The organism is Comamonas sp. JUb58, from assembly GCF_004364775.1.
In the GTDB taxonomy this organism is placed as follows: Bacteria; Pseudomonadota; Gammaproteobacteria; order Burkholderiales; family Burkholderiaceae_C; genus Comamonas.
Genome location: NZ_SOAL01000003.1, coordinates 160,806 through 174,247, shown reverse-complemented (window position 1 = coordinate 174,247; position 13,442 = coordinate 160,806). Strand labels below are relative to the sequence as shown.

The following is a 13,442-nucleotide window of genomic DNA, read 5'->3' as shown; positions in this document are numbered from 1 at the left end:
CCACCATGCAAGCAAGCGCGGGCCGCGCCCGCATCAAGATCTGTGGCCTGACCCGCGAACAGGATGTGGATGCAGCCGTGGCCGCCGGGGCCGATGCCATCGGCTTTGTGCTCTATCCCGCCAGCCCCCGTGCCGTCACCGTCGAGCGCGCCGCCGAACTGGCCCGCCGCCTGCCGGCCTTTGTGACGCCGGTGCTGCTGTTTGTCAATGAACCGCCTGCCAAGGTCATGGCCGCCTGCGGCAAGGTGCCCGGCGCCATTGCCCAGTTCCATGGTGACGAGACCCCCGAGCAATGCCTGGCATCGACCGGCGGCGGCGAGCGCAGCTTTTTGCGCGCCGCACGCATACCCCTTGGCGACGCTGCGGTGCAGTTCGACCTCGTAGAATATGCGCATCGATATTCACACGCCAAGGCCATCCTGCTCGACGCCCATGTCGAGGGGTTCGGCGGTGGCGGCAAAGCATTCAATTGGTCACTGCTTCCAACAAACGTAGCCTCTCATCTCGTTTTGTCTGGTGGACTCACGCCTGCAAACGTGACCGATGGCATTGTGCAAGTCAGACCGCGCTGCTTCTCGCTCGCGGTGGATGTGAGCTCCGGCGTTGAGATGACCGGTGCCGATGGCAAGGCCATCAAAGGCACCAAGGACGCCGAAAAAATCCAACAGTTTGTCGCGGCCGTGCGTGCCGCTGACACACTACTTGCCAAGAATCCCTTCCATGTTTGAATACCAGCAACCCGATACCGCGGGCCATTTCGGCCCCTATGGCGGCAGCTTTGCCAGCGAAACCCTGACCCACGCCTTGGTCGAGCTGCGCGAGGCCTATGACAAGTACCAGAACGATCCGGAGTTCCTGCGCGAATTCCAGTACGAGCTGGCCCACTATGTCGGCCGCCCCTCGCCCGTCTACCACGCTGCGCGCATGTCGCGCGAGATGGGTGGCGCGCAGATCTACCTCAAGCGCGAGGACCTCAACCACACCGGCGCCCACAAGATCAACAATGTGATCGGCCAGGCCATGCTCGCCAAGCGCATGGGCAAACCGCGCATCATTGCCGAGACCGGCGCCGGCCAGCATGGCGTGGCGACGGCCACCATCTGCGCCCGCTATGGCCTCGAATGCGTGGTCTACATGGGCAGCGAAGACGTGCGCCGCCAAAGCCCGAACGTCTACCGCATGAAGCTGCTGGGCGCCACCGTGGTGCCGGTCGAGTCGGGCAGCAAGACCTTGAAGGACGCACTCAACGAAGCCATGCGCGACTGGGTGGCCAATGTGGACAACACCTTCTACATCATCGGCACCGTAGCCGGCCCCCACCCCTACCCGATGATGGTGCGCGATTTCCAGAGCGTGATCGGCAACGAGTGCCTGGACCAGATGCCTGCGCTGTTCAAGGAGCAGAACATGGCCGCCGAGCAGCCCGATGCGGTGGTGGCCTGCGTGGGCGGCGGCAGCAATGCCATGGGTATCTTCTACCCCTATATCCCCTATGAGAACACGCGCCTGATCGGCGTGGAAGCGGCCGGCGAAGGCCTGGACAGCGGCAAGCACTCGGCCTCTCTGCAGCGCGGCTCCTCGGGTGTGCTGCATGGCAACCGCACCTACATCCTGCAAGACGACAACGGCCAGATCACCGAAACCCATTCGATCAGCGCCGGTCTGGACTACCCCGGCGTGGGCCCGGAACACGCCTGGTTGCAGGAAATCGGCCGCGCCCAGTATGTCGGCATCACCGACCAGGAGGCGCTCGAGGCCTTCCACTACCTCTGCCATACCGAGGGCATCATCCCGGCGCTGGAATCCAGCCATGCTGTGGCCTATGCGATGAAGCTGGCCAAGACCATGCGCCAGGACCAGTCCATCCTCGTGAGCCTGTCGGGCCGGGGCGACAAGGACATTGGCACCGTGGCCGATCTCTCGGGCGTCGACTTTTATGCCCAACCCTCCAGCCGCGGCGTGGCCGTCAAGGGAAGCTACACCAAATGAGCCGTATCGCCGCTACTTTTGACCAGCTGAAGCTGGCCGGCCGCAAGGCCTTGATCCCCTATGTCACCGCCGGTTTTCCATTTGCCGACATCACGCCTGCGCTGATGCACGGCATGGTCGATGCGGGCGCCAATGTGATTGAGCTGGGCGTGCCCTTCTCGGACCCGATGGCCGACGGCATCGTCATCCAGAAGGCCGGAGAGAAGGCGCTGTCGCTGGGCATCGGCATGAAGCAGGTGCTGGCCATGGTGGCCGAGTTCCGCGTGAAGGACAACACCACCCCCGTGGTGCTGATGGGCTACGCCAACCCGGTCGAGCGCTATGACCAGGTGCACGGTAAAGGCGCCTTTGTGCGCGATGCCGCTGCCGCCGGAGTCGATGGCCTGCTGGTGGTAGACTACCCGCCCGAAGAATGCGAAGCCTTTGCGGCCGATCTGCGTGCGCACGGCATGGACCTGATCTTCCTGCTGGCGCCCACCTCCACGCAAGAGCGCATGCAGCAAGTCGCACGCGTCGCCAGTGGCTATGTGTACTACGTCTCGCTCAAGGGCGTCACCGGTGCGGGCACGCTCGATACCGGCGCCGTCGAAGCGATGCTGCCGCTGATCCGCCAGCATGTGCACATCCCTGTGGGCGTAGGCTTTGGCATTCGCGATGCGCAGACGGCCCAGGCCATCGGCAAGGTGGCCGATGCCGTGGTGATCGGCACCCGCATCATCCAGCTGATCGAAAACCAGCCGCACGAGAAAGTCGTGGCGCTGGTCTCCGATTTTTTGCGTGGCATCCGCAAGGCGCTTGACGCATAATGCGCCTCCTGGGCTGTGCAGTGCACAGCCCCATGAGTGCGAGAGCAAAGGAAAACAACCATGTCCTGGCTAGAGAAACTGTTACCCGCCAAGATCCAGCACACCGACCCGGCCGAGCGTCGCCAGATGCCCGAAGGTCTGTGGATCAAGTGCCCTGCATGCGAAGCCGTGCTGTACAAGGCCGACCTGGAGCACAACTTCAATGTCTGCCCCAAGTGCAGCCACCACCACCGCATGTCGGCGCGCGCGCGCCTGAACCAGTTCCTCGACGCCGAAGGCCGCTACGAGATTGGCCAGGAAGTGCTGCCCGTCGATGCGCTGAAGTTCAAGGACAGCCGCAAGTACCCCGAACGCCTCAAGGAAGCGCTGGAGAACACCGGCGAGACCGATGCCCTGGTGGTCATGGGCGGCTCGGTCAAGAGCGTCAACCTGGTGGTCGCCTGCTTCGAGTTTGAATTCATGGGCGGCTCGATGGGCTCGGTCGTCGGCGAGCGCTTTGTGCGCGGCGTCGAAACCGCCATCGAGCAAAAGGTGCCGTTTGTGTGCTTCACCGCCACCGGTGGCGCGCGCATGCAGGAAGGCCTGCTCAGCCTGATGCAGATGGCCAAGACCAATGCCGCGCTGACCCGCTTTGCCAAGAAGGGCCTGCCCTACATCAGCGTGCTGACCGATCCGACCATGGGTGGCGTGTCTGCCGGTTTTGCCTTCATGGGCGATATCGTCATGGCCGAACCCAAGGCGCTGATTGGCTTTGCCGGCCCGCGCGTGATCGAGAACACCGTGCGTGTGAAGCTGCCAGAGGGTTTCCAGCGCGCCGAGTTCCTGCAACAAAAGGGTGGCGTGGACATGATTGTCGACCGCCGCGAGCTGCGCGACCGCATTGCCAGCAGCCTGGCCATGCTGCAGCGCCTGCCCGCTGACGCCGTGGCCTGATCGGCCCCGCACCCAGCGGCCTGTTGAGGATCGCTACCCCCACAAAAAAACCGCCTATGGCGGTTTTTTCACGTCCGGGCTTGCGCCCCACAAGGGCTGCATCACACGGCCATCAGCAGCCGGGATTGCAGGTGGGCCAGCATGATGGAGATGATCTGCAAGCCCACCAGCAGCACGATGGGCGACAGATCCACGCCACCCATCAGCGGAATGATCTTGCGCAGAGGGCGCAGCAGCGGGGCGGTGAGCTGGTAGAACACGGCATTCATCACCGCATTGCCCGAGGACAGCCAGGACAGCACCGCATGCACCAGAGTCACCACCACCATCGTGGAGATGGCGATATTGGCCACGCCAATGGTGGCCACCACCAGCACCGACAGCAGCGATGCCAGGCCGCCTGAGACCAGCCAGAGCAGCACAAACTGGACCACCTGCACCAGCCAGGCGCCCAGGATGCTGGCCCAGTCGCCGCCGGGCAGGCCCTTGGTGACTTTGCGCAGCGGCAGCACCATCCAGCTGGTCAGCGCCAGCACCAACTGCCCCAGCGGATTGTTGAAGGAGACGCGCTGGTACTGCATGTACCAGCGCAGCAGGCAGGCGCCGGTCAGCAGACCACCTGCGATATTGAGCAGCAGGGACAGGATTTGAAAAAGCATCGGTGTTTCCAGTCGGGAGCCATCCCGAGAATGCGAATTTGCTATTAAAAATGAAGCTGGCAGGCCAATGACAAAGGGCTTGAAGCTCATATTCTAGAGCCGCGACCGAGGCCGGCGCCAGCAAATCCCCCAGTGCGCCAGGGACGAAAAGCGGTGCAGCAGTCGGACACTACGGCTTTTGCCGGCACAGGGCACGCTAAAAATCTTAAAATGACAGGTTTTGGCCGTTTACCAGCGCAATGCTGGCCTCTTCATGTCTGAAAACCACACCACTCCCGAGACCGCGCCGGTTGCGCACGACGAAAACCAACTGATTGCCGAGCGCCGCGAAAAACTCAAAGCCCTGCGCGAAGCACAGCGCCAAGGCAAAGGTGTGGCTTTCCCCAACGACTTCAAGCCCGCCGACCGCGCAGCTGACCTGATTGCGGCCCATGCCGAGAAGGACGCCGCCGACCTGGACGCTGCCGCACTGACGGTCAGCGTTGGCGGCCGCATGATGCTCAAGCGCGTGATGGGCAAGGCCAGCTTTGCCACCGTGCAGGATGCCACCGGCCGTATCCAGCTCTACGTCACCCGCGATGCGGTGGGCGAAGAGCTGTACGCCGATTTCAAGAAATGGGATCTGGGCGACATCATCGGTGCAGAAGGCCAGCTGATGAAGACCAAGACCGGCGAGCTGTCGATCAAGGTGACCAAGATCCGCATGCTCACCAAGAGCTTGCGCCCCATGCCCGACAAGTTCCACGGCATGGCCGATCTGGAGCAGAAGGTGCGCCAGCGCTATGTCGATCTGATGACCGACGAAGAGGCACGCAAGCGCTTTGTGGCCCGCTCCAAGGCGGTGTCCGGCATCCGTGAGTTCATGGTCGAGCACGGCTTCCTCGAAGTCGAGACCCCCATGCTGCACCCCATCCCCGGCGGTGCCAATGCCAAGCCCTTCATCACCCACCACAATGCGCTGGACCAGGAGATGTACCTGCGCATCGCCCCTGAGCTCTACCTCAAGCGCCTGATCGTCGGTGGCTTCGAGCGCGTGTTCGAGATCAACCGCAACTTCCGCAACGAAGGGGTGTCGGTACGCCACAACCCTGAGTTCACGATGATGGAGTTCTACGCGGCCTACTGGAACTACCGCGACCTGATGGACTACACCGAAGCGCTGATCCGCGACGCCGCGATGAAGGCCGTGGGCACCTTGGAGCTGACCTATGGCGGCAAGCCGGTGGACCTGACCAAGCCTTTCGAGCGCCTGACCATCACCGAAGCCATCGTCAAGTACACCGATGCTGGCGAGAACGTGGGCAACCGCGAATGGCTCACCAATGCCCTGAAGAAGCTGGGCATGAAGGAAGAGAAGGACAAGCTGGCGGGCCGCACCCTGGCCAGCCTGCAGGTGCTGTACTTCGAGGAAGTGGTCGAAGACAAGCTCTGGAACCCCACCTTCATCATGGAGCACCCGACCGAGATCAGCCCGCTGGCCCGCGCCAACGATGACCGCCCCGAAGTGACCGAGCGCTTTGAGCTCTACATCACCGGCCGCGAATTCGGCAACGGCTTCTCCGAGCTGAACGATGCCGAAGACCAGGCCGCGCGCTTCAACGCCCAGGTGGCTGCCAAGGATGGCGGCGATGACGAAGCCATGTACTACGACCACGACTTTGTGCGCGCGCTCGAGTACGGCATGCCCCCCACCGGCGGCTGCGGCATCGGTATCGACCGCTTCATGATGCTGCTGACCGACAGCGCCAGCATCCGCGACATCATCCTGTTCCCCGCGCTGCGCCGGGAGCAATAAAGCGCCCGGCAGGCCGAGGGCCTGGCAGCAGCGCCCAGCGGCACAGGTTCTGCCCAGAGCCTGTGCCGCTTTTTCATGGCCGGCCGCCACCGATATACTGGCCTGCATGCAGATACCCCGTTACTGGGCGCAAGCACGCCTGCGCCATGAAACCAGCCCGCGCCATGGCGCCACCGTTCAACGCTGGGGCTGGTCCGACCAAAGCCCTGATGCCGCACAAGCCCATGCCCAGCAGCGCGCCCAGGCTGCACTCGACCAGGTGCTCAGCGCCCCGCAGCTGCGCAACCTCGATGCCAGCTTTCAGCGCATGGAGCGGCTCGGTGAATATGGGCTGAACGGCCAGACCCCCATCCGGGAAGAGATTCTGGGCCAGCGCGGCCAGACGGTGATGACGCGCAACAGCTACGGCGCGCACTGCCTCAACACGCCTGATGTCGCCATCGCCGACATGGACTTCCCGCCAAAGCCAAAGCCCCCCAGTGCGACAGCGCTGCTGGTCGCGGCGGTCATTGCGCTGGCTGCAGGCCTGGTCATCTTTGCGCAGGGCGGCGTGCTGCCTGCGATGGCGGTGCTGGCGGGCGGAATCGTGGTCCTGGTGCTATGGCTGCGGCGCTGGCTGAACCTGCGCCAAAAACAGGCCGGCAGCGCCGATCCCCGGCAGTTGGCGCTGGAGCGGGTCACCGCCTTCAGCCAGCAGCACCCCGACTGGGGTCTACGCGTTTACAGCACGCCCAAGGGGCTGCGCATCATCGTCACCCACCAGGCCATGCGCCCGGCTGACAGCGCGGTGCAGGCGCTGTTCTCCGCCTTGCAGGTCGATCCGATCTACCAGCGCCTCTGCCTGCAGCAGCAGTGCTTTCGCGCCCGCGTGACCGGCAAGCCCTGGCGCATGGGCCTGTCCGGCCCCAGCCCGCAGGTGCGGCGCTGGCCGGTGGCGCCCAGCCAAATGGCAGCCCGGGCGGACTGGACGCATGCCTACGACAAGCAAGCGGCGCAGTACAGCGCCTGCCAGTTCATCGCGCAACTGGGCCAGGCCCGCATGGGCATGGACATCCAGGCCCTGGTCGATTGGCATGACGAGGCCTGCCGCGCCCAGCAAAGACAGCTGCCGCTGGCCTGAACCCCGCTCCGTCGTCGCCGATAATCAGCGCATCTCCCCGCACGGGCCCCTTCAGCGCCCGTGGCACGCTCCGCTCCCGCCATGAACCGACTCAAACTTCTGATTCCCGAATGGGCCACCGAATGGGTGGACATCATCGTGCCCGCGATACAGATCACCCTGATCCTGCTGCTGGCCATCACGCTCAACTATGTCACCCGCAAGCTCATCACCCGCATGGCCCAACACTACCACTGGCCGCTGGAGCTGGCCGTGCCCATCAAGGGCCTGGTGCGCTGGCTCATCATTGGCGGCACCTGCCTGTTGATTCTGGAGCGCCTGGGGGTCAGCGCCACGGTGCTGTGGACGGCCTTCTCCGGCTTTGCGGCTGTCGGCGCGGTGGCCTTCTTCGCTGCTTGGAGCGTGCTGTCCAACTTCTTCTGCGCGGTGCTGATCTTCACCGTGCGGCCCTACCGGCTGGGCGATTACATCGAGGTGCTCGACGGCCTAGACAAGCCCGGCGCCAAGGGCCGGGTGGTCGATATCAACATGCTCTACACCACCATCGAAGACTTTGCGGCGGACCGCAGCCAGAGCGTGGTGCTGCAGATCCCCAACACCCACATCTTCCAGAAAGTGGTGCGCCGCTGGACCGACGATCCGCCCCCGCAGCAGCCACCAGAAGCCAGCCCTGCCCCACCAGCAGACACGCCCGCCGTGCCTTGATACGACCCCGTTGGAGGCGGTCGCCAGCGCTGTCAGCGCCAGCCTACCTCTACTTACATCTTCGGCCCACGGCTCTGCATCGCACCCCTGCTTAAGATCAAGCCATCACATGACAACAGGAGGTGTTCGATGCTTAAGTGGGCCATTATTTTTGCGGTGATCTCGTTGCTGGCCGGTGTGTTCGGCTTTACCGGGGTTGCCTCCGGCGCGGCGGGTATTGCGAAGATCCTTTTCTTCATCTTCATCGCCATCACGGTCATCTTCCTGGTGATCGCCCTGCTGGGTGTCGGCGCCGTCGCCTGACGTCCACCTTCAACAGCTAACGCTGATAAATGCCTGCCTTGTGCAGGCATTTTTTTGGCCCAGCGCCAGCGGGTCAAACGCAGCAGGCGATGTAGCCTAGCGCGCTGCAGAAGCCGGCAGCACCGTATGCTGCGCCGGATCCAGCTGCCAGCGCCCGCCATGGAAGGCCTGCACGCTGTCGCGGTGGGCGACCGACACCAGCGATCCGCCGCGTTCTCGCACCAGCGCCACCAGCTCCGCATAGACCTCGGCCTCGGTCGCCTGGTCCAGCGCGCTGGTGGCCTCATCGGCAAACACCCAGGCCGGGCGTTTGAGCAAGACCCGCGCAATCGCCAGGCGCTGCTGCTCCCCGCCCGATAGCACGGCGTTCCAGGCGGCGGTCTCATCAAGCCGCTCCACCAGCAGCTCCAGCTGCGCGGCACGCAAGGCCGCCTGCAGTTGGGCATCGCCATAGTCAGTTGCTGGCTGCGGGTAGGCCAAGGCCTGGCGCAGACTGCCATCGGGGAAATAAGGGCGCTGCGCAATGAACATGCTGTCCATAGGCCGCTGCACCCGGCCGCGCGCAAAGGGCCAGATGCCGGCCAGGCTGCGCAGCAAGGTGGACTTGCCACTGCCCGAGCGCCCGCTGATCAGCACATCCTGGCCTGCGCCCAGCTGCACTGCCGCATCCTCTATGACCACCCGGCCATCGGGCAGCGCCACATGCAGGCCCTGGGTTTGCAGATGGTCAGCCGCCTCCAGCGACGGACCCTGGGCTTGGGCCTGGGCCTGCAGGCCGGCCTCAAAGCTCGCCAGCCGCCGCGTGGTGGCGCGCCAGGCCGCTATATCGCTGTAGTTGTTGACGATCCAGCTGAGCGAATCCTGCACTTGGTTGAAGGCCGAGGCAATCTGCATCAGCTGGCCCAGCTGGATGGCGCCGCTGAAAAAGCGTGGCGCGGCAATGATGAAGGGAAACACCACGGCAGCCTGGCCAAAGAAATTGGTGAACCAGGCGAGCTTCTTTTGCTGGCGGATCAGCAGCAGGTAGTTGCCCAGCACATCGCCAAAGCGCAGGCGCAGCTGCTCGCCCTCCACCCGCTCGCCGCCGTCCATCGCAATGGCTTCGGCATGCTCGCGCACGCGGATCATGTGGTGGCGGTAGTTGGCCTCCAGGCGCTGTTGCTGGATATTCAGGCCCACCTGCGGCTTGCCCAGCCACAGCGATATCGCACTGCCGACCAGGCAGTACACGACGGCCATCCAGACCATGAAGCCGGGAATATGCAGGCTGCCGCCGCCCAGCACGGCAGGCAGGTTCAGGTCCATCGCAGCACTCAGCCCCCAGAGGATGCCGACAAAGCTGACAAAGGTGACGAGGGCGTTGAGCAGCCCCATGCTGAGCGCCACCGTGTAGCTGCTGAACAGGTTGATGTCTTCCTGGATGCGCTGGTCGGGGTTGTCCGGCATCTGCTGGCTGCCGCTGTAGCGACCCAGCTCCATGCGGTAGAAGGCTTTGTTAGCCAGCCAGCGGCCTTGCAGGTGCTCGGTCAGCCAGCGGCGCCAGTGCCACTGCAGCAGCTGGGTGAGGTAGAACTTGTAGACCGCAATGACGATGTAGACCAGCGCCAGCCACAGAAAGCGCCAGAGCTGGTGCCAGAACACATCGGCCTGCTTGTTCTGCAGCGCATCGTAGAACACGCGGTTCCAGCTGTTGATCTGCACCAGCATGAACACGGCAGCCAAGTTGAGCGCGACGATGGCGGCCAGCAGGCCCCAGGCGCGGACCTTGTCCTCGGATACAAAATACGGCCGCGTCAGCGCCAGGGCCTCGCGGCCGGCCAGCGCCACGCGGCGCAAGGGGTTGTGAAGGGGCATAGCTCTCTGCCATTCGTGGGGTCAGAGAGCAATCTAGAGGACGGGGCTGAGGCGAGGCTTAAAGCGCCACCTCAGCCAGCAACGTAGGAGCCCTTCCCGCTCAGCCCAGCAGGTCCAGCGCGTCCTGGTAGGCCGGCTGGCGCATCAGCTCATCCCAGGGCTGGGGCACGGTCTCGGGCAGCAGCGCCAGGCGGCGCGATTCCGAATCCTCGTCCGGCTGCCAGCGGCCACTGCGCAGCGCGTCGTCCATGCCGTCGAGCAGCTCATCCACATGGGCGCCCAGGCCCAGGCTCTGGTTGCACAGCAGCACCATGTCGCAGCCGGCAGACAAGGCGGCCAGCGCGGCTTCGGTATAGCTGATCAGGCTGCCATTGATGCGGCGCGCGCCCTCCATGCTCAGGTCATCGCTGAAGATCGCACCGTCGTAGCGCAGGCGGCTGCGCAGCACGTCCTTGAGCCATTTCTCGCTGAAGCCGGCCGGGCGCTTGTCCACCTTGGGATAAATCACATGCGCGGGCATCACGGCCGTCAGCACGCTGCTCAGCCAGGGGTAAGGCGCGGCATCCTCGGCCAGGATGGCGCTCAGGCTGCGCCCATCAACGGGGATATCGACATGCGAATCGGCCTTGACAAAGCCATGGCCGGGGAAATGCTTGCCGCAGTTGCCCATGCCCGCCTGCAGCAGGCCATGCATGAGGCTCTTGGCCAGCATCGCCACCACGCGCGGGTCGCGGTGAAAGCTGCGGTCACCGATGACCGAGCTTTCACCATAGTCCAGATCCAGCACCGGGGTGAAGCTGAAATCCACCGCGCAGGCCCGCAACTCGGCGCCCAGCACATAGCCGGCAGCGGTGGCGGCATTCATCGCCCGCATTGCGCCGCTGCCCGGGCGGTGCTTGCTGCCTTCGCCGTCGTCCATCCACATCTGGCCAAAATGCCGCATCGATGGCAGGTGCGTGAAGCCATCCGTACGGAAGCGCTGCACGCGCCCGCCTTCATGGTCCACACAGATCAGCAGATCGGGCTTGATGGCCTTGATCTGCGCGCACAGCTGCACCAGCGCCGAGCGGCTCTCCCAGTTGCGGGCAAACAGGATGATGCCCCCGACCAGCGGGTGGGCCAGGCGGGCGCGGTCGGCATCGGTCAGGGCCTTGCCGGCGATATCAATGATCAGAGGAGCGTGCATGGGAGGGGTGCGGAAAAGTCAGAAACGGGCCCGGCAGGGCCCGAGAAATCGGGAGTCAGAGCTTCTCGACCACGCAAAAGCTGGCGGCGTAGTCGACCTCGTCGGTCACGGTGATATGGGCGGTCAGCCCTTGCGCCTCGAACCAGGTCGCCAGCTCGCCATGCAGCCGGATGCCGGGCTTGCCGCTGGGCAGGTTGATGACCTCGCAATTGCGCCAGGTCATCGGCATGCGCATGCCCAGGCCCACGGCCTTGCTGAAGGCCTCCTTGGCCGAAAAGCGCGTGGCCATGTAGCGCACGCCCCGGTCGGGCCAGCGCTCGCTGCGGCGGCGCCAGACGGCCAGTTCGCCCTCGGCCAGCACCTTGTGGGCAAAGCGCTCGCCCTGGCGCTCCAGGGTCGCGCGGATGCGGCGGATGTCGCAGATGTCGGTGCCAATACCGTAGATCATGCTGTCACCAACCTGCGGGCTTAGAGCAGCACGCCATCGGCGCGGGCATCGAGCGAGCGGCGGTAGGCGCGCACGGCTTCGGCGTAGCCCATCTCCAGCGCATCGGTCACAAAGGCGTGGCCGATCGACACTTCCAGCACCTGGGGCACATGGGTCACAAAGGGAGTGAGGTTGCGCAGGCTCAGGTCATGGCCGGCATTGACGCCCAGGCCGACGGCCTGTGCGGCCTTGGCAGCAGCCACGTAGCGCGCCAGCTGCGTGCCTTGCTCGGGCGTGCCAAAGGCGGCCGCATAGGGCTCGGTGTACAGCTCGACCCGGTCGGCGCCCACGGCCTTGGCAGCGACCATCTGCTCCGGGATCGGGTCCATGAACAGGCTCACGCGCACGCCCAAAGCCTTGCACTCGTCAATCAGGGGCTTGAGGCGCTCGGCATCCTGCGGAAAGTTCCAGCCATGGTCGCTGGTGAACTGGTCTTCGCCATCAGGCACAAAGGTGGCCTGGTGCGGACGGTACTGGCGCACATAGCCCATCAGGTTCTGGAAAGGATTGCCTTCGATGTTGTACTCGCGCTTGACCGGCCAGGTGGCGATCACGTCCGCCAGCTTCTCCACATCGCCAGGGCGGATGTGGCGCTCGTCCGGGCGCGGGTGCACGGTGATCCCCTGCGCGCCCGCTTCCAGGCACAGACGTGCCGCACGCGTCACGCTGGGGATGTCCAGATGGCGGGTGTTACGCACCAGTGCCACCTTGTTGAGGTTGATAGACAGGGCAGTTTTCACGGGGGTAGTCATAGTGATTGGATATCCATCATCAACTGGCGCGTACGCAATACCGGCTGACCACAATGGTGTTGCAGCAGCGTACGCAACTGAACTTTTAACTCTCCGGCGCACAACACGCAAGCCCTCAGGACCGCAGGATAGGGGTTTGCTGCGGACAGCGCTTCCTCCAGGCCTTCCCATTGTGCACCGCTGAGCCCTGCCCTGTCCTGCCCATGGGCCTCGCGCAGGCCGGCATCGGGCACCAGCACATAGCGGGTGCTGGCTTGCAGCGGCTGCAGCGACAGGGTTTGCGCCGCCAGCGATGGCAGCAGGCCCAGCTCACGCAGCAGCAGCAGCTCAAAGGCGCGCAGCACCGGTTCGAGCACCTCGCCATGGTCGGTGGCCAGCACCCGCACCACGCCGGCATAGATGTCGAACAGGTTGGCAAAGGGGTCTTCACGCGCCAGCAGGCGCATCAGCAGCTCATTGAGGTAGAGGCCCGAGAGCAGGCCACCGCCCACCGGCATGGTGTGGCCGCCGACCCATTCGGCGCTTTTGAGCGTGTGGATGTCCGAGGCGCCCTCGCCCGCAATGCCCCAGGACAGGCGCAACGGCTGCAAGGCCAGCAGCACCGGCCGAAAATTGGAGGTGGGTTTTTTGACGCCCTTGGCGACCAGGGCCACGCGTCCCCGGTGCCGGGTAAAGCACTCCAGCACCAGGCTGGATTCGCTCCAGTCGTACCGGTGCAGGATGTAGGCCGGTTCCTCGTTGACGCGCTTGACAGCCATGGCTCAGGGGGTTGCAGTACGTGACCCCGGTGGGGCCACAGAAGAGGTCAGGTACAAGGCGCTGCGAGCCAGCCGGGCACAGCAGGCTGCTGTGC

General features: G+C 64.5%; 14 protein-coding genes. 8 read left to right on the top strand and 6 right to left on the bottom strand.

Going from position 1 to position 13,442, the window contains the following annotated elements; genetic code table 11:
- The first annotated feature begins 5 nt into the window (after window positions 1-5).
- The 4 genes from EDF71_RS04400 to accD are packed head-to-tail and all read left to right on the top strand — an operon-like array spanning window position 6 to window position 3,728.
- Complete coding sequence (locus EDF71_RS04400; protein WP_133855506.1) at window positions 6-728, top strand: phosphoribosylanthranilate isomerase; 723 nt, start codon at window positions 6-8, stop codon at window positions 726-728.
- Entirely contained in the window at window positions 721-1,989 is a 1,269-nt protein-coding gene (gene trpB, locus EDF71_RS04395) for a tryptophan synthase subunit beta (RefSeq protein WP_133855409.1), read from the top strand. Before EDF71_RS04400 ends, trpB begins: the two co-directional genes overlap by 8 nt.
- A complete protein-coding gene (trpA, locus tag EDF71_RS04390; RefSeq protein ID WP_133855408.1) occupies window positions 1,986-2,795 on the top strand; it encodes a tryptophan synthase subunit alpha in 810 nt (269 codons plus the stop codon). The genes trpB and trpA overlap by 4 nt, the downstream gene beginning before the upstream one ends.
- A 60-nt stretch (window positions 2,796-2,855) precedes the next feature.
- The gene (gene accD, locus EDF71_RS04385) at window positions 2,856-3,728 is read left to right on the top strand and encodes an acetyl-CoA carboxylase, carboxyltransferase subunit beta (RefSeq protein WP_133855407.1); all 873 of its coding nucleotides are present in this window, start codon (window positions 2,856-2,858) and stop codon (window positions 3,726-3,728) included.
- A gap of 101 nt (window positions 3,729-3,829) precedes the next feature.
- Here the strand turns inward: accD and EDF71_RS04380 are convergent, their stop codons facing one another.
- Entirely contained in the window at window positions 3,830-4,387 is a 558-nt protein-coding gene (locus tag EDF71_RS04380) for a YggT family protein (protein WP_133855406.1), read from the bottom strand.
- A 253-nt stretch (window positions 4,388-4,640) separates the two neighbouring features.
- Here EDF71_RS04380 and lysS point away from each other — a divergent pair, with 253 nt between their 5' ends.
- The 4 genes from lysS (at window position 4,641) to EDF71_RS04360 (ending at window position 8,310) form a co-directional block, all read left to right on the top strand.
- A complete protein-coding gene (gene lysS, locus EDF71_RS04375; protein WP_133855405.1) occupies window positions 4,641-6,182 on the top strand; it encodes a lysine--tRNA ligase in 1,542 nt (513 codons plus the stop codon).
- Between the two features lie 106 nt (window positions 6,183-6,288).
- Complete coding sequence (locus EDF71_RS04370; protein WP_133855404.1) at window positions 6,289-7,302, top strand: hypothetical protein; 1,014 nt, start codon at window positions 6,289-6,291, stop codon at window positions 7,300-7,302.
- An 81-nt stretch (window positions 7,303-7,383) separates the two neighbouring features.
- A complete protein-coding gene (locus EDF71_RS04365; RefSeq protein WP_133855403.1) occupies window positions 7,384-8,007 on the top strand; it encodes a mechanosensitive ion channel family protein in 624 nt (207 codons plus the stop codon).
- 129 nt (window positions 8,008-8,136) lie between these two features.
- The gene (locus EDF71_RS04360) at window positions 8,137-8,310 is read left to right on the top strand and encodes a DUF1328 domain-containing protein (RefSeq protein ID WP_021026435.1); all 174 of its coding nucleotides are present in this window, start codon (window positions 8,137-8,139) and stop codon (window positions 8,308-8,310) included.
- Between the two features lie 96 nt (window positions 8,311-8,406).
- On the opposite strand, the gene EDF71_RS04355 is transcribed toward EDF71_RS04360, so the two are convergent.
- The 5 genes from EDF71_RS04355 to recO all read right to left on the bottom strand — a co-directional run bounded on the left by EDF71_RS04355 (window position 8,407) and on the right by recO (window position 13,347).
- A complete protein-coding gene (locus tag EDF71_RS04355; RefSeq protein WP_133855402.1) occupies window positions 8,407-10,164 on the bottom strand; it encodes an ABC transporter ATP-binding protein/permease in 1,758 nt (585 codons plus the stop codon).
- 100 nt (window positions 10,165-10,264) lie between these two features.
- On the bottom strand, window positions 10,265-11,350 hold the full coding sequence (nagZ, locus tag EDF71_RS04350) for a beta-N-acetylhexosaminidase (RefSeq protein WP_133855401.1): 1,086 nt from the start codon (window positions 11,348-11,350) through the stop codon (window positions 10,265-10,267).
- Window positions 11,351-11,405: 55 nt separating this feature from the next.
- Entirely contained in the window at window positions 11,406-11,798 is a 393-nt protein-coding gene (gene acpS, locus EDF71_RS04345) for a holo-ACP synthase (RefSeq protein ID WP_021026432.1), read from the bottom strand.
- A gap of 20 nt (window positions 11,799-11,818) precedes the next feature.
- Window positions 11,819-12,589: a pyridoxine 5'-phosphate synthase gene (locus tag EDF71_RS04340; protein ID WP_133855400.1), complete on the bottom strand. Its 771-nt coding sequence runs from the start codon at window positions 12,587-12,589 to the stop codon at window positions 11,819-11,821.
- Window positions 12,586-13,347, bottom strand: coding sequence for a DNA repair protein RecO (recO, locus tag EDF71_RS04335; RefSeq protein ID WP_133855399.1), 762 nt, complete (start codon window positions 13,345-13,347; stop codon window positions 12,586-12,588). The genes EDF71_RS04340 and recO overlap by 4 nt, the downstream gene beginning before the upstream one ends.
- Window positions 13,348-13,442 lie beyond the last annotated feature (95 nt).

What these genes read in the sequence shown, in the direction of transcription:
- nagZ (WP_133855401.1), bottom strand. Translation starts at nt 11,350, where the DNA reads ATGCACGCTCCTCTGATCATTGATATCGCCGGCAAGGCCCTGACCGAT.
- EDF71_RS04380 (WP_133855406.1), bottom strand. Translation starts at nt 4,387, where the DNA reads ATGCTTTTTCAAATCCTGTCCCTGCTGCTCAATATCGCAGGTGGTCTG.
- EDF71_RS04360 (WP_021026435.1), top strand. Translation starts at nt 8,137, where the DNA reads ATGCTTAAGTGGGCCATTATTTTTGCGGTGATCTCGTTGCTGGCCGGT.
- EDF71_RS04355 (WP_133855402.1), bottom strand. Translation starts at nt 10,164, where the DNA reads ATGCCCCTTCACAACCCCTTGCGCCGCGTGGCGCTGGCCGGCCGCGAG.
- accD (WP_133855407.1), top strand. Translation starts at nt 2,856, where the DNA reads ATGTCCTGGCTAGAGAAACTGTTACCCGCCAAGATCCAGCACACCGAC.
- trpA (WP_133855408.1), top strand. Translation starts at nt 1,986, where the DNA reads ATGAGCCGTATCGCCGCTACTTTTGACCAGCTGAAGCTGGCCGGCCGC.
- recO (WP_133855399.1), bottom strand. Translation starts at nt 13,347, where the DNA reads ATGGCTGTCAAGCGCGTCAACGAGGAACCGGCCTACATCCTGCACCGG.
- acpS (WP_021026432.1), bottom strand. Translation starts at nt 11,798, where the DNA reads ATGATCTACGGTATTGGCACCGACATCTGCGACATCCGCCGCATCCGC.
- EDF71_RS04370 (WP_133855404.1), top strand. Translation starts at nt 6,289, where the DNA reads ATGCAGATACCCCGTTACTGGGCGCAAGCACGCCTGCGCCATGAAACC.
- lysS (WP_133855405.1), top strand. Translation starts at nt 4,641, where the DNA reads ATGTCTGAAAACCACACCACTCCCGAGACCGCGCCGGTTGCGCACGAC.
- EDF71_RS04400 (WP_133855506.1), top strand. Translation starts at nt 6, where the DNA reads ATGCAAGCAAGCGCGGGCCGCGCCCGCATCAAGATCTGTGGCCTGACC.
- EDF71_RS04365 (WP_133855403.1), top strand. Translation starts at nt 7,384, where the DNA reads ATGAACCGACTCAAACTTCTGATTCCCGAATGGGCCACCGAATGGGTG.
- trpB (WP_133855409.1), top strand. Translation starts at nt 721, where the DNA reads ATGTTTGAATACCAGCAACCCGATACCGCGGGCCATTTCGGCCCCTAT.
- EDF71_RS04340 (WP_133855400.1), bottom strand. Translation starts at nt 12,589, where the DNA reads ATGACTACCCCCGTGAAAACTGCCCTGTCTATCAACCTCAACAAGGTG.